Origin of the sequence: Micromonospora sp. HB375 (genome assembly GCF_017872985.1) — a bacterium.
Taxonomy (GTDB): domain Bacteria; phylum Actinomycetota; class Actinomycetes; order Mycobacteriales; family Micromonosporaceae; genus Micromonospora; species Micromonospora chalcea.
Genome location: NZ_JAGGJO010000001.1, coordinates 4,741,319 through 4,766,340 on the forward strand (window position 1 = coordinate 4,741,319; position 25,022 = coordinate 4,766,340).

Below are 25,022 nucleotides of genomic sequence, written 5' to 3' on the forward strand. Positions count from 1 at the left end.
CCGGCGCGCTCCGGTCCGGGTCAGTGGACGAGGGCCGCCGGGCAGTGCGCCAGCAACTCCGCCGGGGCGTGCACGACCAGGTCGGGGCCGGCCGCGAGCAGCGCCGCGATGTCCCCGCCGTGCCACGTCGTGGCGACGGCCGTCGCCCCGGCGTCCCGGCCGCTGAGCAGGTCGATCACCGCGTCGCCCACCATCATGGCCTCGTGCGGCGGCACGTCGAGGTTGCCCAGTGCCTGGAGCACGATGTCCGGGGCAGGCTTGGGACGGGCCACCTCGTCGGAACCGATCACCTGGCCGAAGAGGCCCAGCACGCCGAGTTGGTCGAGCAGGGAGCGGGCCCTCGGGCCGGCCTTGCCGGTGGCGATCCCCATCCGGATGCCACGCGAGTGCAGGGTCTCCAGGGTCTCCCGGACGCCGGGGAAGAGCGGCACGAGGTGGGCCATCCGGTAGCTCTCGCGGACGAACGGCCCCTCCATCTCCAGGGGCAGCCCCATCAGGCGCATGATGTCCGGGAAGTACCGGCCCATGTGCCGGTTGTACTCCTCGAACGGTGCCGGCCCGTCGCCCACCACCTCGGCGTACGCGATGCTGAACGCCTCACGCATGACGGCCGAACTGTCGACGATGACGCCGTCGAGGTCGAACACGACCGCGCGGATCGGGCCGCGCGCCGGCGACGGCGGGGTCACCTCGACTGTGGACGATGGACGGCTCATGGCTGCTCCCGGAAGGGGTTGGGGCCGACGGTGGTTCTCACCCGGCGCGATGGCCCACCAGTGCGTGCTGGCGCTCCGGCCGGGTGGGCCGGGCGCACTGGTAGATCCGTTCGATGATGTCGATGGTCCGGCGGGCCTCGGCGACGGCCGCGCCCCGGGCGGCCGGGTCGGCGAGCAGCCCGGGCAGGGCGTCGAGCTGGTGGTCGTACTCCGCGCCGATCGGCTCCCCGGGCAGCGGCAGCTGCGCGGTCCGGCCGTCGCGGGTACGCGTCAGCACCGGCGTGGGCTCCCGGTTGGGACTGAAGCCGAACGTGCAGCGCAGCGTCGCCGACCCCGCGGCGCCGTGCACGGTGACGGTGGTGCGGTCCAGCGACTCGTGCGAGGCCCAGCAGGCGTGCAGGGCGACGGAGGCGCCGGTGTCGGTGAGCAGGAACCCCCGGGCGGTGTCCTCGACGTCGCCGGGAACATGGCCTGCGGTGTCGGCCCCGCCGCGCCAGGCGGCGTGGGCGGCGCTGTCGTTGACGAAGTCGTCCGAGACGCTGCCGATCGCGTGAGTGACCCGGGCCGGGCCGAGCAGCGGCAGCACCGTGTCGAGCAGGTGCCAGCCGAGGTCCACCAGCGCGCCCCCGCCGGACTGGTCGCGGCGGGTGAACCAGCCGCCCGCGTCGGGCACCCCTCGGGCGCGAACCCAGGCCACATCGACGTGCCGGATCGGGCCCAGCCCACCGGTCACGTCGGCCAGCGCCCGGACGTCGGCCCGGTAACGGGCGGCGCTGCCGGCCAGCAGCACCGCGCCGCCGTCGCGCTCCGCGTCGGCCAGGATGCCCGCCTCGGCGGAGGTCAGGCAGACCGGCTTCTCCAGGAACACCGGTACGCCCCGGCGCAGCAGCCGGACGGCGACGACCGCGTGCAGGTGGTTCGGTACGGCGACCACCGCTAGGTCGACCGTTCCGGCGGGCAGGTCCTCGACGTCGGCGTACGCGGACGCGACGGCGTGCGTGTCGCGGGCCCGATCGCGCACCACGGGCTGCGGGTCGACCACGGCGACCACCTCGAAGCCGGGGTGTGCGGCGAGCCGGGGCAGCCAGATCTCCCGCCCGGCCCAGCCGAGGCCGACCACCGCGACCCGCACCGGCCGGCCGGCCGCGGCCGGGGGCCGGGCCGTCATCCGGCGAGGATGTCGGCGAGCACGGCGGCGATCTCGTGCATCTGCTGCTCCGTGCCGAGCAGCGTGCGGTGGTGCAGCCAGAGGCAGTCGGAGTGGATCTGCTCGGTGTTGGGGCAGCGGGCCGCGATCTCCTCTACCGACTCGTCGGGCGCGCCGGCCTTCCAGAAGCCCTCGCACCGGTAGATCGCCCGGAACGCCACGAACGCCGGGACGCCCCGGGCGATGAGCGCGTCCACCACGGCACGGCGACGCTCGATGCCGATCCCGGGGATACGGAACATCGCCATGTAGTGCGGGTTGCGGTCGGTGCGGGGGTCGGTCGCCTGCGGCACGACGCCCGGGATCTCGGCGAGCAGGCTCGACAGCAGCGGCCAGCGCTGCTCGCGCAGCGCGATCTGCTCGTCGAGGCGGGTCAGCTGGGCGCGTAGCACAGCGGCGGTGAACTCGCTCATCCGGTAGTTCGAGCCGGTGGTGCTGTGCAGGTATTCGCGGTCGGTGCGGGGCCGGCCGCAGCTGTGCACGAGGAATGCCCGCTCGCGCAGTTCCTCGTCGGGGAAGACGACCGCTCCGCCCTCGCCGGCGGTCATGAGCTTGCCGTTCTGGAAGCTGAAGGCGGCCACCGAGCCGAGCGCGCCGGCCCGCCGGCCGCGCCACTGCGCGCCCTGGGCGTGTGCCGCGTCCTGCAGCAGAGCCACCCCGGCGTCGGCGGCGAGCTTGTCGAGCGCGTCCATGTCGGCGAACTGCCCGGCCATGTGCACCGGCATGATCACCTTGGTACGGGGGGTGATCGCGGCCTCGACGGCGGCGGGGTCGACGCAGTAGGTGTCCAGGTCGACGTCGACCGGCACGGCGACCGCGCCGAGACGCTGCGCGGCAAGCGAGGACGAGATGAACGTGAACGCCGGGACGATCACCTCCGTACCGGGGCCGACGCCGAGCACCTCCAGCGCGACTTCCAGCGCGTGGGTGCCGTTGGTTACGGCAAGCGCGTGGGGGCTGCCGTGGTAGTCACCGAACTCCCGCTCGAAGGAGTCGACCTCACTGCCGCCCATCCGCCACCACTGACCCTGTTCGAGGGCGCGGATCAGTCCGGTTCGCTCCTCGTCGCCGTACTGCGGCCACTCGGGGAACTCGGACACCGTCGAGGGCTGACCACTCATGACTTCCCACTTCCCAACTCGGGCAGACCAGGGGCTTGGGCGGACCATCGGGCGGGACGACCCGAGACCGCCGGTGCGCGGGCCGGGCGCAGCGGAGCACCGGATGGCCGCGCGGTACGTGACGCCTCCGTCTGGAGCCGGCGGCGTCGCTTCAGCAGGGAGGACGGTAACCGACGCGGATACGCGGTCACCGCCCCTAACAGCCCCTAGCCACCCCTTAGTCCGCCGTGCGTCGGGCGCCGCCGGTTCGCCGGGAGCCGTCGGCGTAGTAAGACTGCGGTGACCAGTCATCAGGCTCTGCGGGACCAGGGCCGTGCCCCACGAGGTGAAGCGTGTCGGACGTGCTGCTGCTGAACGGCCCGAACCTGGGCATTCTCGGCCGGCGGGAACCGGAGATCTACGGCACCGACACCCTGGACGACATCGAACGCGCCGTCGGCGAGGAGGTCGCCGCCCGGGGCTGGGGTGTGGTCGCCGAGCAGCACGACTGCGAGGGTGCGCTGATCCGTACGATCCAGAACAGCTACGACACGGTGGGCGCGATCGTCAACCCGGGCGCCCTGATGATCGCGGGCTGGAGCCTGCGCGACGCGCTGGCCAACTACCCCCGGCCCTTCGTCGAGGTGCATCTGTCCAACGTGTGGGCGCGGGAGAGCTTCCGGCACGACTCGGTGATCGCCCCGCTGGCCAGCGGGGTGATCGTCGGGCTCGGAGCGCTGGGCTACCGGCTGGCCGCGCGCGCCCTCACCGCGACCGTCCGATGACGACCGGGCACCCCGCCGTCCGGTGCCGTGGGCGCCGGCGTGCCGGCGGTACGGTCGTCCGCACGTCCCGACTCTTCCCGAAGGACCTCACGTGGAGATTCCCGTCCTCGTCCTGACCCTCGTCCTCGCGGCCGTGTTCGCGGGCACCGCCGTGCCGAAGCTCACCGGGCAGGCACAGATGCGCGAGCGGATGGACCACCTCGGCGTCTCGCCGGGGCTGACCCGCGTGCTGGGGGTGCTGGAACTCGCCGCGGTCGCCGGGCTGCTGCTCGGCCTGCTCTGGCCGCCCCTGGGCATCGCGGCGGCGATCGGTCTCGCCCTGCAGATGACGGGCGCGGTCGTCTACCACGCCCGGGCGAAGGACCCGGCCGCGACGATCCTGACGCCGGTGATCTTTGCCGTCGCCGCCCTGGCGCTCGTCTACCTGCACGTGCGGCTGGGCTGAGGCCGGCCGTGTCCGGTCCGCAGCGCCACGGCGGCGTCCTCGGCATCGACGTCGGCGGCACCAAGGTCGCGTTGCACGCGGAGGCACCCGGGCGGCCGGCGTACGACCGGACCTTCCGCTGGCCCCGGGGGGCCGCCGACCCGGCCGACGACCTGACGGTGCTGGCCGTCGAGGTGGACCGGCTGCTCGACCGGTGGGGGCCGGTGGACGCGGTCGGGGTGGCCATGCCGGCGACCACTGACACCGGGGGCATCGTCACCACCTGGCCTGGGCGCCCCGGCTGGGCGGGCCTCGACCTCACCGGCGCGCTGCGCCGCCTCTTTCCCGACGCGGCGACCGCCGTCGCCGACGACGGTGATCTCGCCGCCCTGGCCGAGGCGCGCTGCGCCGGCGCGGACGACGTGGTCTACCTGGGCGTCGGCACCGGGATCGGCGGCGGCGTCGTGCTGGCCGGCCGGCCGGTGCCGGGCCGGTCCTCCGCCGAGATCGGCCACATGGTCGTCGCCCTCGACGGTGAGCGCTGCGACTGCGACCGGCACGGCTGCCTCCAGTCCGTCGCGTCCGGCCCCGCCACCCTGCGCCGCGCCGCCGCCCGCCGGGGCGGCGAGGTGGGCTTCGACGACCTACGGGCCGGACTCGACGGGCGCGAGCCCTGGGCGGTGGCTGCGGTCGAGGAGAGCTGCCGGGCGCTGGCGGCGGCGGTGGTGAGCCTCGGCGAGATCCTCGATCCGGCGCTGGCGATCGTGGGCGGCGGGTTCGCCGCCGGCCTGCCCGGCTTCGTGCCGCTCGTCGCGCAACGGGCACGTCGCGCCGGCCGGCCCGGGCGCCCGGCGCCACCGGTGCGTCCCGCCGCCCTCGGCGGGCTGTCGTCCCTGCACGGCGCGGTGGAGCTGGCTCGTGACCTGACCGGCACGTCGGCTCCCGCGCGCCCCGTCCCCATCGCCTAGAGGAGAGCAGCATGGTCAGGATCGGTGTCATCGTCGGCAGCACGCGACCCGGCCGCAAGGCCGACGCCGTGGCCCGCTGGGTGCGCGACGTCGCCGCCAAGCGGGGCGACGCCACTGTCGAACTGGTCGACATCGCCGACTACGCCCTGCCACACTTCGACGAGGTGCTGCCGCCGTCGATGGCGCCGTCGCGACGCCCGGCCGTACGCCGCTGGGCGGCGACCGTGGCCGGGTTCGACGGCTTCGTCTTCGTCACGCCGGAGTACAACCACTCCATCCCGGGCGCGCTGAAGGATTCCCTCGACTTCCTCTACCAGGAGTGGCAGCACGCCGCCGCCGGCCTCGTCAGCTACGGCGTGCACGGCGGCACCCGGGCGGCGGAGCACCTGCGGCTGGTTCTCGGGCAGCTCGGCGTCGCCGACGTCCGCTCCCAGGTCGCGCTCTCTCTGACGACCGACTTCGTCAACTTCCGCGACTTCCGGCCGGCCGCGCACCACGAGCAGGCCCTCGGCACCATGCTCGACGAGGTGGTCGCCTGGGCCGGCACACTGCGGACGCTGCGCCGGGCCTGACGCCGCTGCGGCTGCGCGTCGGCGACCGGGGTCGGGCACCGGCATCGACCCGCCCGGCACGGCACGGCACGGCACGGCGGGAAACGAGTTCGCGCCGGCCACGGCGGAGGACGAAGGGACACCCTGGAGGGACGCCCGCCGTCGTAGGCCGGGCCGGCCCGCGCAGTGCGGCGACCGCCACCGCGAGACCACCGGCGGCGGTGGCCTCCACCCATGATCGGCTGTCCTCTGTCGTCGCTGCGGCATGACACGATGGCCGTGCCCTGCGCCGCCGGTGGCCGGGCACGACACTGATGGAGTCGGGATGTCAGAACTGGCCGGCACGCCGGTGCCAGGATTGGCGAAGCTGTGGACGCACGACCCGGTCACCGCCGGCCGGTATCGGCTGCTCGGCCGGCTGGGCGCGGGTGGGCAGGGGGTCGTCTACCTCGGTGAGGACGACGCTGGTGACCGCGTCGCGGTCAAGATGGTCAACGTCGATCTGACTGATCCACGGGCGCGGTCGCAGTTCGTGAAGGAGATCGCCGCCGCGCGCCGGGTCGCTCCGTTCTGCACCGCGCAGGTGCTCTTCGCCGAGGTCGACGGCGAGCGTCCCTACGTGGTCAGTGAGTTCATCGAAGGCCCGACCCTGCACCGGCACGTCCGCGAACGCGGCCCGGTGACCGGTAACGCCCTGCACCGGCTCGCGGTCGGCACTGTCACCGCGCTCGCCGCGATCCACAGTGCCGGCGTGGTGCACTGCGATCTGAAGCCGGACAACGTGGTGCTGGGCAGGGACGGCCCTAGGGTGATCGACTTCGGCATCGCTCGCGCGCTGGGCGTGACCGAGACGGCGTCCAGCCGGGTCATGGGGACCACCGCGTACATGGCACCCGAGCGGTTCCGCAACGACGCGGTCGGTCCGCCCTGCGACGTCTTCGCCTGGGCGGCCACGATCGCGTTCGCTGCCGGTGGCCGGCCACCCTTCGGCGATGATTCGCTCTTCGCCGTGATGCACCGGGTGCTGCACGATCCGCCCGACCTGCCGGCGTTGCCTCCGGTGCTGGACGAGCTGATCCGGGAGTGCCTGGCGAAGGATCCGGCGGATCGGCCGGGTGCCGAGCAGGTGCTGGTGCGGCTGCTGCGGCAGGACGCCACGGCCACCGTGCCGCTACGTCGGGAGAGCCTGCTCGAGGTCGGCAACGAGACCGCGGGCACGCCGACGCCGAACCATCCCCTTCCCCGGATCACGCCGACGGCACCGCAGCCGCGCCCGACGCAGCCACAGCCACAGCCGACCCAGGCCCGGCCGACGCAGCCGGCACACCCACGGATGACGACCCAGCCGGCGTACCTGCCGGCGACGGAGCCCGGCGTCGGCGCCGGGTCCGGCGGCGCGTTGCGGCGACTGCGTCGTGAGGCCCTCGACGCCTGGGGCATCTCGACAGCGCTCTTCCTCGGCTCGGCCGGCGCCGCCGCCGGCTACGTCGCGTCGAGCGCGATCGGCCCGGCCGCCGCAGTCGGGGCGGTCGCCTTCGTCGTGGTCTACCTGGTCCGGCTGCTGGTCGCTACGGCGGTCGGGGGGCGGTCCGACCGCCCGTGACGCCGCGGCAGGGGTCCGGGTCGCCGGCTGGCGCCGGATCGATAGGTTGACGGCCACCAGCCGCCCGCCGAGGAGGACGCCCCGATGACCCCATCCGTTACCCGCACGCGGCAGTGGTTGCCCTACACCGCTGCCGTCACCGCCGGGCTGGTGGTCATCGCCGGGGCGTTCGTGTTCGTCCAGCAGCGCGATGCGGGCGGCGAGGTGCCCCGCACCGACTGCGCCACCACCCTCCAGGTCAACTCGTCGACGGAGAAGGCGGCGCTGCTGGTCGACCTGGCCGAGCGCTACAACCGCAGCAGCCGGTCGATCGACGGCGGTGGCTGCGCCCAGGTGCACGTCAGCGCGCTCAACTCGGGCCAGGCCGCCGAGGCGCTGGCCACCGGCTGGACCCACACCGGCCTGCCGCGACCACAGGTCTGGCTGCCGACGTCGAGCCTGTGGACCGGCCAGCTCCGGCTGCTCGACCAAGCCGCCGGGCGAGCACCGCAGACCCCGGACCGCTACCCGTCGATCGCCAACAGCCCACTGGTGATCGCGATGCCGCAGCCCAAGGCCGAACTGATACGCCGGCGCGGGCCGCTGGGCTGGGGGGAGATCCTGGGCCTGTCCGGGCGGGACGGGTGGGCGGGCTTCGGCAAGCCGGAGTGGGGCCGCTTCACCTTCGGCAAGGACAACCCCAACCTGTCCACCTCCGGGCTGGCGGCGACCATCGCCACCTACTACGCGGCGGTGCAACGGTCCAGCGACCTGACCCGGTCCGACCTTGCCGACCCCGCGGTCACCCAGTTCGTCCGCCGGATCGAGGCCAATGTGTCGCACTACAGCGACGATTCGGTGGACCTGCTGCGCAGCCTCGCCGAGGCGGACCTGGCGGGCGGCGCGGGCAGTACGGACGACATGAGCGCCATCGTCCTCCAGGAGGAACTCGTGGACCTCTACAACACGGGTGCGCTGAGCCCTCGGCAGGACGGGCAGGAGCGGGGCCGCAGGCCGAACGTCCCGCTGGTCGCCGTCCACCCCAAGGAGGGCACGTTCAACCTGGACCACCCGTTCGTGGTGCTGCCCTCCGCCGACGAGCGGCAGCGGGCGGCGGCGGCCGACTTCCTGGCCTTCCTGACCGAGGACGCCCAGCAGGAGAGCTTCGCCCGCCTCGGCTTCCGGGACCACGAGCGCCGAGCCTCGGCGGAGCTGCTCGCCAACGTCGGCGCCGAGCCCACCGGTGGGCTGAGCTACTTCGAGCCCCCGGACCCGCAGGTGGTCGGCGCGATGCTGGACGGCTGGCGGACGCTCCGCAAGAAGGCCAACATCCTGATAGCCCTGGACACGTCCGGGTCCATGCAGGCGATGGTCGGCACCCGCACCCGCTTCCAGGTCGCCTCAGCAGCGGCGGGCAAGGGCCTCGCGCTGCTCAACACCGAGGACCGGGTGGGTCTCTGGTCGTTCTCCTCGGAGACCCGGAAGCGGCCGAAGAGCCCCTACCGGGAGGAGATCCCTCTCGGCGAGTTCGACCAGAAGCGGATCAACAGCAAGATCGCCGGCCTGCACGTCGATGGCGGCACCGCCCTCTACGCGACGGTCCGGGCCGCACACCGAGAGCTGCTCGACCGGTACGACCCGCAGCGGATCAACGCGATCGTCGTGCTGACCGACGGCAAGAACGAGTACCGGCAGGACAACGACCTGGCCGGCCTGCTCGCCGAGGTCGCCCTCGACCCGCGGCGTCCGGTGAAGGTGTTCTGCATCGCCTTCGACCGGGAGTCGGACTTCGCCACCCTGGACCGGATCGCCAAGGCATCATCGGGCAAGGCCTTCGACGCGACCGATCCCGCCAAGATCGACGAAGCGTTCGTGAAGCTGGTCAGCAGCTTCTGACGCCGACGCGCCCCGCTCGCCACGAGCCCGCGGCGCGACCGACGGTCTCCGCAGCCCCGCCGGTGAACAGCGCCGGCCGGAGTAGGGAGCACCCCGACACCGGTCCGGTCCGCCGACGCCCTAACCTCGGCGTACAACGAGTGCCGGGCCTCCGGGATGACCAGCAGGTCGCCCTCCCCACCGGTCCACGGCTGATCCGGCGCGACCAGCCGGACCCGCCCCCGCAGTACCTGGAGCGTCGCCTCACCGGTCAGGCTCCCGGTGCGACGACCAACCGCTCCGCGGCGACCTGCGCCGCGTCGGTGCGTACGACGCCGGCGAACTCCCGGGCGCGGGCGGCCACCTCCGGCCGCAGCGCGGCGCCCAGAGCCTCGGTCAGTGACTCGACGGTCGGCACGGAGCCGGGGTGTGCGGTGCCGATGCCGAGCGCGGGCACCCGGCGCGCGAAGTAGTGCTGGTCGTACACCTGCGGTACGACGACCTGCGGCGTCCCGGCCCGCGCGGCCGTGGTCGTGGTGCCCGCGCCGCCATGGTGGACCACCACGGCCACCTCCCGGAACAGGTCCTGCTGGTTCACTTCGCCGACCACCAGGCAGTCGGGGGACCGGTCGACCGGCGAGAGCGGTGCCCAGCCCCGGGAGGCGACCAGCCGGCAACCGACCGCGCGCACGGCCCGCACGGCCGTCTCCAGCAGACCCGGGGGTGCGGCGACGCTGCCGAATCCGACGTAGACGCACGGCCCGCCGGCGTCCAGGAAGGCCGTCAGCTCGGCGGGCAGGGCCCGCTTGTCGGGCAGGAGCCAGGCGCCCGGTTGGTAGACGGCCGGATCGGCGACGTCCGGCCAGGGTGCCAAGGCCGGGTCGGCGGCCAGCCACGGCCGGTCGGTGTGGATGTGGTCGCTGACGTCGTCGACCGTGCCCAACCCCACCGCCGACCGCAGCGCGTTGAGGGGCGCGGCGAAGGTGTCGTTGACGTGCCGCAGGTTGGCGGCCCACAGGTCGCTGTTGTCTGCCGACGCGGGCGCCGGGACCTCCCCGAGCACCGGCAGCGGCAGCGGGGGGTGGTGGGGTGAGGGAAGGGCCGCCGGGCAGAGCGCCGCGAAGACGTACGGGATGCCGCGCTTCTCCGCCACGGTGCGGGCGGCGATCTGGAGGCCCGTCGACGCGACGAGGACGTCACAGTCCCGGGCTGCGGCCGACAGCACCTCGAACTGGATGCCGATGGAGGACTCGGCGAACTTGCGTACCTGCGCGGGCGAGGGTTTTGGCACGGCGGCCCGCGACCTGGGCGCCGCCGACCTGCGCCAGGGCGGGCCGACGGGCACGAAGGGAATCCTGAAGCTGGCCACCCAGCGGGCGAAGTCGGGCGGGGCGCAGAGGCGGGCCTGATGGCCGAGGGCCGTCAACCGCGACGCGAGCGCCACCAGTGGTTGGACATCGCCACGCGACCCGAGAGTCGACAGCAGTACGCGCACAATACTCGCCTTTCCGTCTTTTACGCCGGATCCGGGCACGGTTGGGCCAGGCCCGACAGCGTTGTCGGGCCTGGCCGCACCGTCGATCTGCTATCCCCGCGTCGTGGAGCGCCCCGGCACCAGGGCAGCGGGTCGCGCCCTGGCGGCGGTCTGAGCGGGTACCCGGCGCGCGGCGCCGGGCGCGGGTCGGAGGGGCCGCAGGATCAGTACGTGGCCGAGCCCCTCGACCGCGCGCAGCTCGGCCGTGCAGGCCGCGGCCTGCGCCTGGCGCAGGTAGTCCAGCGTCTGCGGGTCGGCGGCGCACATCCCCGGCGTCGAGTCGGCGGTGGCGACCAGGTGGACCTCGCCGGCCAGCAGCAGCGAGGCCGAGATGAACTGGCAGAGCTCCGGCCACAGCAGGTACCGCCAGAAGTCCACGCTGATCACCGCGTCCAGGCTGCCCGGCGGCATGGGCGGGGCGACGCCGAGCAGGTGGAAGTTGGTCCGCCCGATGGGTGCGGCATAGTCGAAGGTCAACGCCGAGGCGGGCAACCCGGAATCGGCACGGCCGGTGCCGATCCAGAGCGTGCGGTGCCCCCGCACCTGGCCGGCGAGGCGCGCGGCGGCGGGCCCGATGGCGCAGGCCGACCGCTCGACGCACTCGTCGATGAGCGCGCGATAGTGCAGGATCCGCCGGATCGCCTCGTACCCCATGACGGCGGTGAGGAACTCCCACTCCAGGCACGGATAGAGCCGGGCCGCCTGCTGGAAGTTGGCCTTCATCTCCATCCAGTTGCGGGTGATGTTCTTGTGGTGCGGCAGGTGGACGACCCGGGCGTCGTCGTCGTAGCCGAAGTTGACGCCGCCGGGGAGGCTTCGGTCGACGCGGTAGAACAACTCGACGTCCTCCACGCCGTAGCTCAGACCGAACGCCTCGCGGTAGCCACCGACCTGCGCGAAGTGCGCGCCGGACAGCGAGATGTTGTGCGTGTAGGCGATGACCCAGCCGGCCCGGAGCCACTCGCCCCCGTCGTCGGGAAGCCCCGTGGCGAACCGCAGGTCGCCGCCGTGCGGGAAGGCGCGTGCGACCGCGTGCGGCTCGCCGGCCAGCACTGCCGGCAGGTCAGCGAGGCCGATCTCGTCCCGCCGGCCGATCAGCACCGCCGCGTTGCCGGGCACGCTGTGCCAGGCCAGGTGCCGCTCCAGCAGGTCGGGCACCGCCCACGAGTCGGCGTCGAGGAAGACCAGCAGAGGTGCGCAGGAACGGCGCGCCCCCTCGTTGCGGGCGACGGAGCGGCCCTTGCGCTCGGCGAGTTCCAGCACGCGCAGGCGGAGACCGGCGCCCTCGGCGAGCGCCTCGGCGTACCCGTCGGACGAGCCACCGTCCCGGACCACGATCACCTCGAAGCGTTCCGGCGGCAGCGTCTGCCGGGTCAGCGCCCTGAGGGTCAGCGCGAGGCACTGCGGATCCTGGTAGGTCGGCATCACCACGCTCAGCGCCGGAGGGTTGGTGGGCAGCGACATGGCGATCCTCTCCGTCAGACGATCTTGCCGTCAGAGGGCGGCGACACCGTCAGACGATAACGCTCCGCGACGACATCACTACGCATCAATAGGGGTCTATAGGGGTGCACTGTCCCGACACGACAGTCGCCGCCCGACCGGAACCCACCCACGCGCAGGAGCAGCAGCCGCGACAGGAAGCAGCGGGTTAGATCAGCCCGATTCGGCTGGCGAACTCACGTACGCCTGGCAGGTTGCGGCTGTCGCGGCCGACTGGACGTGTTCGATGAGGTTGGTTCGGGATTCGCGTACCAGTTCGCTGGCATGCTGACGGCCCGGCGCTGGGCCGGGTTCCTCCGTGCTGCTGGTCGGGGCGTGGGGTTGCTGGGTCAGCCGGCGGGTCGCGGCAGTGCGGCGAGGCGGTTGAATGCGCAGGCCCCGCCGACCTGGCCCCGGATCATTCGCGCCACCGCCGGCCGCGACCTCGCCCAGGCACGGGTGTGACGCTCAAGGCAGGCCCGGTTGCGGGGTCGGTGACAGCGACTCCGGCAGCAGCGACCGCGAGCAGCAGCACGATCCAGAGCGGAACGGCGCCGACGTCGCGCGGTTCGGGTCAGGTGGTGCCGCGGACGACGAGCGTCGTCGGCAACACGGTCGGCTTGGGCGGGTCGTCGCCGCCGTGCAGCATGGCGACCAGCGCCTCGGCGGCGGCCGTGCCGAAGCCGGGCTTGTTCTGGGCGACGGTGCTGAGCCCGGGCGGGATCAGCGCGGCCACCTCGATGTCGTCGAAGCCGACAATCGCAATGTCGTCGGGGATCCGTAGGCCGGCCGCCTGGGCCGCCCGCATCGCGCCGACAGCCATCTCGTCACCGGCGACGAACACCGCGGTAGGGCGGTCGTCGAGGGCGAGCAGCCGGTCCATCGCGGCGTGACCGCCGTCGAGATAGAAGTCTCCCTCGACGACGTGGCCGTCGGCGAGCGGCAGGCCGGCCCCGGCCAGCGCGGCCCGGAAGCCGACGAGCCGTTCGGCTCCCGGCCAGGTTCGCAGCGGGCCGGTGATGGTGGCGATGCGCCGGTGGCCGCGTTCGACGAGGTGGCGGACGGCGAGCGCCGCGCCGCCGGCGTTGTCCGAGGTGATGTAGGTCGACGTCGGGCCGTCGACCCGCAGGTCGAGAGCGACGCACGGCACCTGGGCTTCGACGAGGGCGAGCACGGCCGGGTCCCGGGTGCCGTTGTCGATGATGACCGCGCCGTCGAGGTTGTGCTGGCGGACGGCGCGCACGTATCGCTGCCCGTCGTCGGGCCCCGCCGCGTCGTGGCCGGCGAGCATGAGCAGGTTCAGCCCGTGCGCGCTGAGCGCCGTCTTGAGCGCGACGAGGATCTCCTGCAGGAATGGGTGGCGCCATCCAGGGCGGCGATGGTCGGTGTCCCATACCAGGCCCACCATGTTGGATTTCTTCGTGGCGAGCGTGCGGGCCGACCCGTTCGGCAGGTAGCCGATCTCGGCGGCCAGGTCGAGGATGCGCTGGCGGGTGTGCTGGCTGACGACCTCGGGGGTGTTGAAGACGCGGGACACGGTGGCGACGGACACGCCGGAGCGGCGCGCCAGCTCCCTGATAGTGGCCAATGTGGTGCCTTCTCTGTAACCGGTTTCACGACCGTAGCGCCAGCGATGTCCGCCGGTCAACCCGCATCGACCGTTATCGTTTCGTAACTTGACACCCCCTAGCCGAACCCGTTCACACTTCCCAGGAAAGGCGCTCGCCGGGCGGTCACCCGCAACTCGGCCGGCATCCGATCTTCATCCAACTCCACCCACCCCCACCACCATCGCTTCGCCGACAATGTAACCGGTTTCAGGTAACCGGTTACATCGCACGAAAGGGTTCCCTGGCATGCACCCAAACCGACTGTTGCGACTGGCGGCGGCCACCCTGGCCGCCGGAGTACTGCTGACCGCGTGTGGCACCGGCACCGAGGGAGGCTCCGGCGGCGGCAACGAAAAGATCACCCTGAACGTCAACCTGTTCGGCAACTTCGGGTACCAGGACCTGTACGCCGAGTACCAGAAGTCGCACCCGAACATCACGATCCAGGAGCGCACGGCCGCCTACAACGACCATCACCGCGACCTGATCACCCACCTGGCCACCGGCTCCGGCGCGGGCGACATCGAGGGCGTCGACACGGGCTTCATCGCGCAGATGCGCGAGCGGGGCAACCTCTTCGTCGACCTGGGCAAGGACCGCCAGTCCGAGTACCTCGACTGGAAGTGGGCGGCGTCGCTGGCCAAGGACGGCAAACAGATCGGGTACGGCACCGACGTCGGCGGCCTGGCCATCTGCTATCGGCGTGACCTGTTCGAGAAGGCCGGCATGCCCTTCGACCGCGACCAGGTGTCGGCCGCCTGGGGCAGCGGCTGGGACCAGTACATCGAGTTCGGCAAGCGGTACGCGGCGAAGGCCCCGGCCGGCAGCGCCTTCTTCGATGGCGGAGGCCAACTGTTCAACGCCATCATCGGCCAGGCCCCGGTCGGGTACTACAACGAGGACAACGCCATCGTCGTGGGCACCAGCCCCGATGTCCGAAAGGCCTGGGACCTGACGGTGAAGGCGATCCAGAGCAACCTGTCGGCCAAGCTGATCGGCAGCTCGCAGGAGTGGAACAACGGCTTCGCGAAGGACCAGTTCGCCACCATCGCGTGTCCGGCCTGGATGATGACCAAGATCAAGGACCAGGCGAAGCACGCCGCCGGCAAGTGGGACGTGGCGAGCGTCCCGGGCGGCGGCGGCAACTGGGGCGGCTCGTACCTCACCGTTCCCAAGCAGGGCAAGCACATCGAGGAGGCCAAGAAGCTCGCGGCGTGGCTGACCGCCCCGGAACAGCAGGCCAAGGTGTTCACCGCGCGGGGCAACCTGCCGTCCATCCCGGCTCTGTACGACAAGCCCGACATTGCCCAGTACAAGGACGCCTTCTTCAACAACGCACCGGTGGGCCAGCTCTTCACCACCGCGGCGAAGCAGCTCAAGCCCCAGTACCAGGGCCCGCGAGCCGGAGACGTACAGACCACCATCCGCGACGCCCTCGTCCGCATCGAACAGGGCAAGCAAAGCTCCGACGAGTCCTGGAAGCAGATGGTCAGCGACGTCGAGCGCCTCGCCAAGTAACTCGACCCGCGCCGCCGGCGGTCGCCCCTGACCGCCGGCGGCACCCGGCGACAAAGGATCGACGATGGCCACCTACCTCCACCAGGCCCGGCGGGCCGGCCTGAGCCGGCTCGACACCAAGGGCTCGCCCTACCTCTACATCCTGCCGTTCTTCCTGCTGTTCGGCGCGTTCGGGCTGTTCCCGCTGCTGTACACGGCATACGTCTCGTTCAACGACTGGGACCTGCTCGACTCCGGGTCGCACCGCTGGGTCGGCCTCGCGAACTACCGCGAGATGCTGCAGGACGCGTACTTCTGGAACGCCCTGGGCAACACACTCAGCATCTGGGTGCTGTCCACCGTGCCGCAACTGCTCGCCGCGCTCTGGATCGCCCACCTGCTCAACCACCGGCTGCGGGCCCGCACCGCGCTACGGATGGGCGTGCTGCTGCCCAACGTCACCTCGATCGTGGCGGTGACGATCGTCTTCACCCAACTTTTCGGCCGCGACTTCGGCATGGTCAACTGGGCGCTCGGCCTCGTCGGCATCGGCCCGATCGACTGGCAGGCCAACACCTGGAGCTCCCACCTGGCCATCTCGTTCATCGTCGCCTGGCGGTGGACCGGCTACAACGCCCTCATCTACCTCGCCTCGATGCAGGCGATTCCGCACCACCTGTACGAGGCCGCCGACCTCGACGGCGCGTCGCAGGCTCAGCAGTTCAGGCGGATCACCGTCCCGATGCTGCGGCCGACGATCATCTTCACCACGGTGATCTCGACGATCGGCGGCCTGCAGATCATGGCCGAACCCCTGCTGTTCGCCAGCTCCCAGACGCCCACCGGCGGCTCCGACCGGCAGTTCCAGACCGTCGCCCTGTTCATGTACGAGCAGGGGTTCCGGGAGTTCCGCTTCGGCTACGCCTCGGCGGTCGCCTGGACGCTCTGTCTGGTCATCGCCATCTTCGCGATCATCAACTTCCTGCTCACCCGGCGCATCGCCAAGGACGAGGACTGAGGAGAACGCCGTGACCACCCTCGCGGACCCCGTACAGACCGGCACCACACCCTCGCCGCCGCCACGCCGGTCCCACCGGCGCCGGAGCTTCGGGTACCCACGCAAGGCCTCGGTCTGGAGCTACGGGGCCCTGCTGGCGGTCGTGGCCGGGTCGGTCTTCCCGCTCTACTGGTCCATCGTCGTGTCCTCGCAGACCAGCGACGCCGTCACGAAGGTGCCGCCGGCCCTGGTGCCCGGCGGGCACCTCTTCGACAACATCGCGCGCGTGTTCGACACGACCGACTTCGGCCGGGCCCTGGTGAACTCCTTCATCGTCAGCGGCTCGATCACCGTCTCCGTGGTGTTCTTCTCGACCCTGGCCGGGTTCGCCTTCGCCAAACTGCGGTTCCGAGGCCGAAAGGCGCTTCTCGTCGTGGCCATCGCGACCTCGATGGTGCCGCACCAGCTCGGCATCATCCCGCTGTACATCCTGATGGCCGACCTCGGCTGGACCGGGCGCCTCACCGCCGTGATCGTGCCCGGGCTGGTAACCGCGTTCGGCGTCTTCTTCATGACCCAGTACCTCGGCCGCGCCGTGCCCGACGAACTGCTGGAGGCCGGCCGCGTCGACGGGTCCAGCACGTTCGGCCTGTACTGGCACATCGTCCTGCCGGCGGCCCGCCCCGCCGCGGCGGTGCTCGGGCTGTTCACCTTCATGCAGGCGTGGAACGACTTCTTCTGGCCGCTGGTCGTGCTGCAGGACAACGCGACCGTGCAGGTGGCGCTCTCCGCACTGGCCAGCGGCTACACCACCGACTACACCCTGACGCTGACCGGCACGTTGCTCGCCACGCTGCCGATCCTCGTCGTCTTCATGCTCCTCGGCCGGCATCTCGTCGACGGCATCATGCAGGGGGCGGTGAAGGGATGACCACCACATCCCAAGGCGCCGCCGCGGCCGCAACCCGGCCGGACCTGCCCGAGCTGCCGGACCTGCCGGCCGGCTTCATCTGGGGCGCCGCCACCGCGGCGTACCAGATCGAGGGGGCGGTCGACGAGGACGGCCGCGGGCCGTCGATCTGGGACACCTTCTGCCGCCGCCCCGGGGCCGTCGACGACGGCACCTCCGGATCGGTCGCCTGTGACAGCTACCACCGCTGGCGGGAGGACGTGGACCTGCTGGCCGGCCTCGGCGTGGACGCCTACCGTTTCTCGGTCGCCTGGCCACGGGTCATGCCGGCCGGGCGGGGCGCGGTGAACCGACGGGGCCTCGACTACTACGACCGGCTCGTCGACGCCCTCTGCGGGCACGGCATCCGGCCGTTCGTCACGCTGTACCACTGGGATCTGCCCCAGGCGCTCGAGGACGAGGGTGGCTGGCGGGTACGGGACACCGCCGAGTGGTTCGCCGAGTACGCCGCCGCGGTGGCGGGCATCCTCGGCGACCGGGTCCAGGACTGGATCACGCTGAACGAGCCGTACTGCTCGTCGATGGTCGGCTACGCGGAGGGCCGGCACGCTCCCGGCACCGCCGAAGGACATGGCGCTCTGGCCGCCGCCCACCACCTGCTGCTCGGGCACGGCAGGGCGGTCGCCGCAGTCCGGTCCGCCGCCGGCCCGCGGTCGCGCGTCGGCATCACGCTCAACCTCTCCCCCGCCGTGCCGGCCAGCGATACCGAGGCCGACCGGGCGGCGGCGGATCGGCAGGACCTCATGCTCAACCGGCAGTTCACGGATCCGGTGCTGGGCGGCGCGTACCCGCCCGGGTTCGAGCGGCTCTACGCCGGGGTGAGCGATCTGTCGTTCCGCCGGGACGGTGACCTGGCGGTGATCTCCACGCCGCTGGACTTCCTCGGTGTCAACTACTACTACCGGGTCCACGTCGCCGACGCCCCGTACGAGCAGCCCGACCCGGCGCTGCGCAGCGCGTTCGACATCGGGGTCCGGCAGCTACGGCCGGACGGGTTGCCCACCACCGACCTGGGCTGGCCGGTGGAGCCGCAAGGGCTGTTCGACACCCTGACCGGGCTCGCGGACCGTTACCCGGGCCTGCCTGCCGTGTACGTGACGGAGAACGGCTGCGCCGACCTGCGGGACGGACCCGAGCCGGACCCGGAACGGATCTCGTTCGTGGCCGGGCACCTGGCGGCGGCGGCCCGTGCGGCCGCCGTCGACGACCGGCTCGATCTGCGGGGGTACTTCTACTGGTCGCTCATCGACAACTTCGAGTGGGCCCGCGGGTACGGGCCCCGCTTCGGTCTGGCCCACGTCGACTACGCCACCGGATCCCGTACGCCCAAGGCCAGCTACCACTGGCTGCGTGACCGCTTGCGGGCGTGGCGGGAACGCACCTCCGCCTGAAGCGCCGCCCGCGGCTCGTGGCGGCAACGGTATGGGCGGTCACCCGGCACCGAACCGCCCCGGTTTCGGTGGAGTCGGGCTCTTCGATCATGAAGGCTGGGCGTGGGCGCCGGGCTCGCCTGGCGGGGCGTCGAGGGCCAGCCTCAGCGCCGCCTCGACCGGATAGACCGGGCAGTACAGCGGAGTGTCTGAGGCCGGCGGGGCCGCGTCCTTCACCTCGAACGCCTTTCGGGCCCGGCCGAGGTCCGCGAGCAGGTCGGCCACTGACGGTTCCTTCTTCGGCTCCGGGGGCGCCGCCTCGACGGGTGCCTCCGTCTTCGGCGCCGTGATCGAGACGCCGAGCGCCGCCGCGGCGGCGTTGAGCCCGTCCTTCGGCATCGCGGCGGCCAGCGCCGAGAGGCGGCCGACGGCCTGGTCGGCGTACGCGGCGTCGACCGGCACCGCCGGCAGCTCGAACCGGGTTCCGGTCTGCGCGCCGAACGGGGCGTCGCGGAACACCCGGTCGCGGTTCTCGGCGTCGACGAGCACGTGGCGGCCGTCGTGGAGGTCGGCGTACAGGTTGGCGGCGAGCACGTTCCCGTCGAGCAGCAGGTTCTGGTCGGGCACGGTCGCGCGGACGGCGATGCTGTCGGCGAAGGCGAGCACGTTGGCCTCGACCCGCATGACACCCCGGCCGGAGAGGTCCAGCAGGCAGCCGGTCGTGGACTGCCCGGTCGAGGCCCGGCCGGTGGGGTCGGCGGCGAACAGGACCGTGTTGCCGCGGATGGTCCAGGGGCCCGCGCCGGGTGCCTGGACACGGACGGCGGTGCCGCTCGTGTTGACGACCACGTTGTTCTCGAACGTCCCGTACGCCGCACTGAGCTGCACGGCGCAGTACGCCGCGTTGGCGAAGACGCAGTTGCGCACGGTGATGCCGCCGCTGCCGCCGCGCAGGTCGAGCAGCGCCGCCGACTGGGAGTGGCCCGCGTCGAGGGCGCCGCTGTCGGCGTACGCGTTGTAGGTCGCCCCGTCGAACATGAACCCGTCAAGGATGAGGCAATCCCCCGAGTCCTCGCCGGTGAGCACCGGATCGCCGAAGATGCCCTTCGCCTTGGTCTCCGGAGTGAGCACGAAGCGCACGGGGTGTCGCCAGGGGTCGCGCGCGGCGAACTCGGCGTCCCACCCGCCCAGCAGCGTCAGGTTGCGTACGGGGATGCGCCATGTGCCCGACCGCAGGCGGCCCGTGTACTCACCTGCGGCGACGAGGATGCGGTCGCCCTCGGCGGCCTTTTCGAGGGCCTGGAACGGGTCGCGGAACGGCGCCTCGCGGCTGCCGTCCCCGCCGGAGGATCCGGCCCGCACGAACCAGTCGCGGCCGGCCGGCCGGGGCGGCTCGGGGGCCGTGACGTCGAGCACGGGCGCGAGGGAGTCGAGGACGATGGTGGCGCTCTGACGCCCGCCGGGCGGCGTGAGGCGGTACGTGCCGCGGAGCAGGTACGTGGACTCGACGTCGAGGCCGCGCGAATACCGTACGGCTTCCTCGGTCTGATGATGGACGAGGCCGTAGCGCGGGGCGAGCGCCCACCACGGGCTGTTGTCGGTGCCGGGCTCGTAGACGGCGACGCCGATGTGCGTCTCCGCGAGCTCGGGGAGGATCCGCGTGTTCTGGTCGAAGCCGACCCCGGCCCGCACCTGCACCGGGGCTCCGGCGAGCGCCGGGTCGGCCTCGTAGAGCCGCGCCCAGTCGACGGCCTGGTACACCGGACCGGCCGGGGGCTCGGTGAACGGCTCCGGCGCCGCCAGGTCGGCGGGGTGCGCGCCCGGCGCCGCGCCGACCGCGAGGGCGAGCACCTCGGCCGGGGCGAGCCGGCGCATGACGGGCCGCTGAACATCGTGGTCCGATGTGGACGGCAGCTCGCCGAGGCCGGCCGATTTCCGCAGCGCGTTGAGGGCGGCGATCGGCGGGCGCTCGTACGTGACGGCGACGTCCACCGTGTACGTGTCGAGCCACGCCGCCGGGAGCCCGGTCAGCTGTGGGTCGCCGACGGTGTTGCCGGCCGCCGAGCGCAGGCCGACGTCTTCGAGCTCCGCGGCGTACTCCTCGGTGAGCTCGGCCTCCGCGCCCGGCACCCGGCACCCGGCTGCGCACGATGTCGCGCGGTGTGGCGAAGAACAGGTTGCGTTCGATGGCGATCTGCCCGACGTCGCGCAGGCAGGCGACGGCCGCGTTGCCGCAGCCGACGAACACGTTGTCGGCGATCGCGGCAGCGCCGTTGACCCGTACGCCGACGGCCCGGTCGGCGCCGGAGCCGCGCGGTGGGTCGGAGTCGTCGTGGGCGAAGGCGAAGGTGTTGCGGCTGACCGCGGCCGGGGTCTCGGGGGCGCCGTCGCGGACGGTGAGCAGGCTGAGGCCGACGCAGTTGACGACGATGTTGTTCTCGAAGACCACGGAGTCGCCGCCGAGCTCGACGGCGCCGGAGCTGCCGTTGGCGAAGCAGCAGTCGCGGACGGTGATGCGCTCGCCGCGCAGGCTCACCAGCGGGCCGTCCCCGTAGGAGACGCGCTGCAGGCCGCCCTGCTCGTCGTAGTCGTCGCGCCCGGCCCCGTCGAAGAACAGCCCGTCCAGGACGAGGCCGTCGTGGCCGCCGATGCCCTGGAGCATGTTCGGCTCGTTCGGGACGCGCAGGCCGGTCTTTGCCGCGAAGACCGTCGGTGTCTGCCAGGGGGTACGGCGGGCGAAGTCGGGGCTGTATCCGCCGAGCAGGGTCAGCTCGGGGGTGTCGACGACCCACGAGGAGCGCTCGCCGCGCCCGGTATAGGTGCCCGCCGCGATGTGGATGCGGTCGCCGGGCGCAGCCTGCCGCAGCGCGAGCCACGGGTCGTGGAACGGCCGGGCCCGGGTGCCGTCGCCGACCGGGCCGCCCGCCGCGACGAAGAAATCGGTCATGACTTCTTGACCTCGTCGTCGGCTTCCTCCGTCTTGTCCGCGAGCAGCTTGAAGCCCACCTTGACCGCGTCTCTGACCTGTGCGAACGCGGCGAGGCCCGTCTGCTTGTAGGGTCCCTCGGCCAGGTCCTTGACGTATTCCTCCTCGGTCGCCAGCAGCGACTCCAGGGATTCCGAGGCCTTCTCCAGCTCCTCGTTGAACTTCGCCAGCGTGCCCGGATCATCGGTCAGCTGGGCGAAGGCGTTGGTGCTCTCCTCCACGAGCGTGGGGAAGAGTTCGTCGTAGAGCTTGCGGGACTGCTCCTTGGCCGCCTCGGCCCGCGTGTCGAGCCCTCGGTCGAGGACGTTCTCCTTCATCCAGTCCCAGTCGGTGGCCCGGTAGTCGCCGGACGCGCCGATGCCGCGCCAGTTCCCCGCCGCCTCGGCGCCGCGGGCGAAGAGCTTGTCGATCCAGTCCTCGTCGAGCTGTTCGCGGGCCGCGGTCAGCAGCTTGATGTTGTCGACCACCGTCTGCTTCGCGGCACGCTTCTGCTTGGCCGCCATGAGGTTCTCCGCGGTGAGCTTCTCGAAGTTCTTGATCGCCTCGTTGGCGGCTTCCTTGGACGACGGGTCCTTCATGAAGAGGACGATCAGGCGGGCGCCCGAAGTCGGGAGGTATTTGACGAGCAGGCTCTTGACCGTGTCCTGGATGGAGCCGAAGTTCTTGAGGAGCAGCTGCTCGACGATCGCGTCGTTGCTGCGCGCGTTCTTGAGGTCCTCCTCGCACTTCTTGATGAGCGCGAGGTCGGCCTCCAGGACCTTGCTCATCAACGTGGCGACCTCGGGGACGTCGAGCCGGGCGACCTGCGCCCAGATCTTGCGCTCACCGGCGAGGAAGTCACGCGGGCCGACCGCGGTCCACCGTTCGTCGACGGACATCGCGTTGGCCTGGCTGTCCTCCAGCACCGACCGGATGTCCGATTCGAGGCGCTCCATCAGCGCCTCGGCCTGCTCGCAGTTGGTCTCCCACCGGTCGGTCAGGCCGTCATAGCCCGGTTGCTCCAGCTTGGAGAGCATCTCCTCGAACAGCTTCTCCCGATCGGTGTCGAAGCGTTCCAGCAGATCCAAGACCTTGTCGAGGATGTCCTCCTCGAACCCCGTGGCGCGCATCCGCTGCTCAACGAGCTCGCGGGCGTCATCGACATCTTCCACCAATTTCAGCGTAGGAGCCCTCGGGCACCCGAGGCAGTCGTGAACCCGATCCCTGCCAGATCAAGGATCCGACCTATGCCGCCGCTCGGTGAAGACTGACTCCGGAAGTCGTCGACTCTTCGGGAGTGCCCCATGTCATCCCTGTTCAGCGGACCGATACTTGGTGTTCGTATGCGTCTTTCCTCTGGCACCCGGGCGCAGCCGGCTCATAACGGCATGAGGTGCCCGCTCCGTGGCGGCCACCCCATGCCTTACCGTCCCGTGCGGTCACTCCCCCAGGAACGCACGGACGAGCCTCAGTTGAGGGCGTAGATCTCCGCGGCCGACGTCCACGGGTTGCCGGCGACCTGACTCACGGCACGCAGTCGCAAGTGCTGCCCGGTCTTCGCGGCGTACCGGACGTCCTTCTGGCTCGCGTCGTTGGCGAACGCGCCAGTGGCCACGGCCGTTCCCCAGTTGGTGCCGTCGGTGCTGACGTACACCTCGTACTGGCCGATGCGTCCGTTGACCGCGCCGGAGCCGCCATCCTGCCGGGGCAGGTAACGCAGGCCCGAAACGGAGTAGCTCGCGCCCATGTTCCGGCCACTGCTGTCGAGGGCAGCCAGGCCGTACACCATCGTGCCGGCGCGTGACGTCGGTAGCACAGGCAGGGGGCAATGGTGGACGACGAGTGGCTCCACCACGCGGCCGATGCGGGCTCTGCTCCCGGTCCGACAGGCGCACGGGAGGGATTACGGGAGCCACGGAACGATCAGCCACGACAATCGCCCTCGATCAAGACAGGCTCGATCGAGGGGTCGCTGCGTTGAGATTTGCGTGGTCAAGCGTGCTTGACCACCAGTACGCGAAACACAGCATGGATGCTGCAATTTGGTGTCCGAGGGGGGACTTGAACCCCCACGCCCTATACGGGCACTAGCACCTCAAGCTAGCGCGTCTGCCATTCCGCCACCCGGACCTGCACGTACCAGCCTACCCGGTCGGCCAAGGTGATCATCTCACCGCATCAGCCGGCCTGGCGGGCCGCACGGGGGATTACTGTACACGGCCCGGAACGATCATGCACATCAGCACCAACGCCGCACGTTTGCGCAGGTCAGAGGCCACAACAATCGGGTGGGTAGCGCGCAACTGACGATTCCGGGCAGCATTGCTCACGTGTCCCACCCCTCCCCGTTGATCGCCACTCAACACCAGGCCCTCGCGATGCGCGCCGCGGGTGATCTGACCAGCGCCCGCCGCCTGCTCGCGGACGCGATCGTCGCGGCCCGGCCGGCGTACGGCGAGGACCACCAGGACGTCCTGGCCACCGGTCACCTGCTGGCCCGGCTGCACCGCGAGGCCGACGACCCGGCCGCCGCCCGGCGCGTACTCGAAGAGGCCTACGCCGCCGGCGAGCGCCGCCGGGGCGACGGCGACCCGCTGATGCTCGCGCTCAGCTTCGACCTCGCGGGGGTGGCCGAGGAGCTGGGCAACCGGCACGAGGCCCGCCGCAACTACAGCCGCGTGGCCACCGCCGGGTCCGCCGTGCTCGGTCCGGACCACCCCGCGGTACGCGCAGCCCGCCAGTACCTCGGCGGCTCCGCCGCCGCTCCCGCCGGCTACGGCCCACCTCCCGGCGGCTTCGCCGCCGCTGCCGGCACGCACCCCGGTCCGTCCCTGCCCGGGCACCCCGGTCCGCCCCTGCCAGGACCCCCCAACCCGGCTCTGCCGGGGCACTCCGGTCCGGTCGTGCCCGCACAGCCTGGACAGGTCCTGCCCGGTCCCGCTTCCCCCGGGCACTCCGGTCCCGCTCTGTCCGAGCCCACCGTGTCGCTGCCGGCGATCCCGCCGCCGTACCCGCCCGCGCCGACCCGCCCCGCTGCCCAGGGAACGCCTGCCGCGGCTGCGCCGGTATCCGGCGCACAGTGGGCGCCCCGCCCCGGCCCGGCGTCCCCGGCGCCCGGCGCCGTGCAGTCGCCGTATCCCGTGCCGAACCCGCAGGGCACTCCCCCGCAGCCCGCCCCTCCGGTCCCGCCGCGCCAGCATCCCGCCGTGCGGCCGGACGGCTCGACGAGCCCGTGGGCGCCGCCCTCGCCACCCTCTGCGCCGTCCGAGGAGGCGACGACCCGCTTCGCGCCGATCTCCGAGGAAGCGACCTCCCGGTTCCCGGTAGTGCCCGCCGAACCCACCGCCCCGCTGACGCCGCCGTCGGCCGCCGGAGCTGCCCCGCAGATT

General features: G+C 72.0%; 20 protein-coding genes, 1 tRNA gene and 1 pseudogene. 12 read left to right on the forward strand and 10 right to left on the reverse strand.

Going from position 1 to position 25,022, the window contains the following annotated elements; all coding sequences use genetic code 11:
- Positions 1–20 precede the first annotated feature (20 nt).
- Genes J3R08_RS20690 through J3R08_RS20700 form a run of 3 tightly spaced genes read right to left on the reverse strand, consistent with a single transcriptional unit; the run spans position 21 to position 3,044 of the window.
- Positions 21–716 (reverse strand): HAD-IA family hydrolase, encoded by a 696-nt coding sequence (locus tag J3R08_RS20690; RefSeq protein WP_064445417.1) that lies wholly within the window; start codon positions 714–716, stop codon positions 21–23.
- Positions 717–753: 37 nt separating this feature from the next.
- A complete protein-coding gene (locus J3R08_RS20695) occupies positions 754–1,884 on the reverse strand; it encodes a Gfo/Idh/MocA family protein (protein ID WP_209962536.1) in 1,131 nt (376 codons plus the stop codon).
- A complete protein-coding gene (locus tag J3R08_RS20700; RefSeq protein WP_069088797.1) occupies positions 1,881–3,044 on the reverse strand; it encodes a DegT/DnrJ/EryC1/StrS family aminotransferase in 1,164 nt (387 codons plus the stop codon). Before J3R08_RS20700 ends, J3R08_RS20695 begins: the two co-directional genes overlap by 4 nt.
- Before the next feature lie 332 nt (positions 3,045–3,376).
- Here J3R08_RS20700 and J3R08_RS20705 point away from each other — a divergent pair, with 332 nt between their 5' ends.
- The 6 genes from J3R08_RS20705 to J3R08_RS20730 all read left to right on the forward strand — a co-directional run bounded on the left by J3R08_RS20705 (position 3,377) and on the right by J3R08_RS20730 (position 9,229).
- Complete coding sequence (locus J3R08_RS20705) at positions 3,377–3,808, forward strand: type II 3-dehydroquinate dehydratase (RefSeq protein ID WP_030500472.1); 432 nt, start codon at positions 3,377–3,379, stop codon at positions 3,806–3,808.
- A 91-nt stretch (positions 3,809–3,899) separates the two neighbouring features.
- On the forward strand, positions 3,900–4,253 hold the full coding sequence (locus J3R08_RS20710) for a DoxX family protein (protein WP_030500471.1): 354 nt from the start codon (positions 3,900–3,902) through the stop codon (positions 4,251–4,253).
- 8 nt (positions 4,254–4,261) lie between these two features.
- A complete protein-coding gene (locus J3R08_RS20715) occupies positions 4,262–5,200 on the forward strand; it encodes an ROK family protein (protein WP_209962537.1) in 939 nt (312 codons plus the stop codon).
- An 11-nt stretch (positions 5,201–5,211) separates the two neighbouring features.
- Positions 5,212–5,772, forward strand: coding sequence for an NADPH-dependent FMN reductase (locus J3R08_RS20720; protein ID WP_043329859.1), 561 nt, complete (start codon positions 5,212–5,214; stop codon positions 5,770–5,772).
- A gap of 304 nt (positions 5,773–6,076) precedes the next feature.
- A complete protein-coding gene (locus J3R08_RS20725; RefSeq protein ID WP_069088800.1) occupies positions 6,077–7,354 on the forward strand; it encodes a serine/threonine-protein kinase in 1,278 nt (425 codons plus the stop codon).
- A gap of 84 nt (positions 7,355–7,438) precedes the next feature.
- On the forward strand, positions 7,439–9,229 hold the full coding sequence (locus tag J3R08_RS20730; RefSeq protein ID WP_209962539.1) for an extracellular solute-binding protein: 1,791 nt from the start codon (positions 7,439–7,441) through the stop codon (positions 9,227–9,229).
- Between the two features lie 250 nt (positions 9,230–9,479).
- Here the strand turns inward: J3R08_RS20730 and J3R08_RS20735 are convergent, their stop codons facing one another.
- The 3 genes from J3R08_RS20735 to J3R08_RS20745 all read right to left on the reverse strand — a co-directional run bounded on the left by J3R08_RS20735 (position 9,480) and on the right by J3R08_RS20745 (position 13,812).
- The gene (locus tag J3R08_RS20735) at positions 9,480–10,703 is read right to left on the reverse strand and encodes a glycosyltransferase (RefSeq protein WP_043329855.1); all 1,224 of its coding nucleotides are present in this window, start codon (positions 10,701–10,703) and stop codon (positions 9,480–9,482) included.
- Between the two features lie 90 nt (positions 10,704–10,793).
- On the reverse strand, positions 10,794–12,206 hold the full coding sequence (locus tag J3R08_RS20740) for a glycosyltransferase family 2 protein (protein ID WP_209962542.1): 1,413 nt from the start codon (positions 12,204–12,206) through the stop codon (positions 10,794–10,796).
- A 592-nt stretch (positions 12,207–12,798) separates the two neighbouring features.
- Positions 12,799–13,812, reverse strand: coding sequence for a LacI family DNA-binding transcriptional regulator (locus J3R08_RS20745; protein ID WP_043329852.1), 1,014 nt, complete (start codon positions 13,810–13,812; stop codon positions 12,799–12,801).
- Positions 13,813–14,080: 268 nt separating this feature from the next.
- On the opposite strand from J3R08_RS20745, the gene J3R08_RS20750 reads away from it, so the two are divergent.
- The 4 genes from J3R08_RS20750 to J3R08_RS20765 all read left to right on the forward strand — a co-directional run bounded on the left by J3R08_RS20750 (position 14,081) and on the right by J3R08_RS20765 (position 18,689).
- Positions 14,081–15,352, forward strand: a complete 1,272-nt coding sequence (locus J3R08_RS20750; RefSeq protein WP_166457305.1) for an ABC transporter substrate-binding protein — start codon at positions 14,081–14,083, stop codon at positions 15,350–15,352.
- A 64-nt stretch (positions 15,353–15,416) separates the two neighbouring features.
- A complete protein-coding gene (locus tag J3R08_RS20755) occupies positions 15,417–16,349 on the forward strand; it encodes a carbohydrate ABC transporter permease (protein ID WP_030500465.1) in 933 nt (310 codons plus the stop codon).
- Positions 16,350–16,359: 10 nt separating this feature from the next.
- The gene (locus J3R08_RS20760) at positions 16,360–17,259 is read left to right on the forward strand and encodes a carbohydrate ABC transporter permease (RefSeq protein ID WP_043329848.1); all 900 of its coding nucleotides are present in this window, start codon (positions 16,360–16,362) and stop codon (positions 17,257–17,259) included.
- Positions 17,256–18,689 (forward strand): GH1 family beta-glucosidase, encoded by a 1,434-nt coding sequence (locus J3R08_RS20765; RefSeq protein ID WP_113972408.1) that lies wholly within the window; start codon positions 17,256–17,258, stop codon positions 18,687–18,689. Before J3R08_RS20760 ends, J3R08_RS20765 begins: the two co-directional genes overlap by 4 nt.
- Before the next feature lie 87 nt (positions 18,690–18,776).
- Here J3R08_RS20765 and J3R08_RS20770 read toward each other — a convergent pair whose 3' ends face one another.
- Positions 18,777–20,798 carry a right-handed parallel beta-helix repeat-containing protein gene (locus J3R08_RS20770; RefSeq protein WP_209962544.1) on the reverse strand — a complete coding sequence of 674 codons (2,022 nt, stop codon included), beginning with the start codon at positions 20,796–20,798 and terminating at the stop codon, positions 18,777–18,779.
- Between J3R08_RS20770 and J3R08_RS20775 the strand changes: the two genes are divergently transcribed.
- The gene (locus tag J3R08_RS20775) at positions 20,773–21,726 is read left to right on the forward strand and encodes a hypothetical protein (RefSeq protein WP_209962545.1); all 954 of its coding nucleotides are present in this window, start codon (positions 20,773–20,775) and stop codon (positions 21,724–21,726) included. The genes J3R08_RS20770 and J3R08_RS20775 overlap by 26 nt on opposite strands.
- Here the strand turns inward: J3R08_RS20775 and J3R08_RS20780 are convergent.
- The 3 genes from J3R08_RS20780 to J3R08_RS20790 all read right to left on the reverse strand — a co-directional run bounded on the left by J3R08_RS20780 (position 21,612) and on the right by J3R08_RS20790 (position 23,763).
- The gene (locus J3R08_RS20780; protein ID WP_146074920.1) at positions 21,612–22,805 is read right to left on the reverse strand and encodes a hypothetical protein; all 1,194 of its coding nucleotides are present in this window, start codon (positions 22,803–22,805) and stop codon (positions 21,612–21,614) included. The two genes, J3R08_RS20775 and J3R08_RS20780, sit on opposite strands and share 115 nt — an antisense overlap.
- Positions 22,806–23,101: 296 nt before the next feature.
- Positions 23,102–23,422: a discoidin domain-containing protein gene (locus tag J3R08_RS20785; protein ID WP_209962547.1), complete on the reverse strand. Its 321-nt coding sequence runs from the start codon at positions 23,420–23,422 to the stop codon at positions 23,102–23,104.
- A 254-nt stretch (positions 23,423–23,676) separates the two neighbouring features.
- Positions 23,677–23,763: transfer RNA gene (locus J3R08_RS20790), tRNA-Leu, on the reverse strand.
- A gap of 248 nt (positions 23,764–24,011) precedes the next feature.
- Here J3R08_RS20790 and J3R08_RS32875 point away from each other — a divergent pair.
- Positions 24,012–24,137, forward strand: a pseudogene (locus J3R08_RS32875) (hypothetical protein); the annotation flags it as partial.
- Positions 24,138–25,022: the final 885 nt, after the last annotated feature.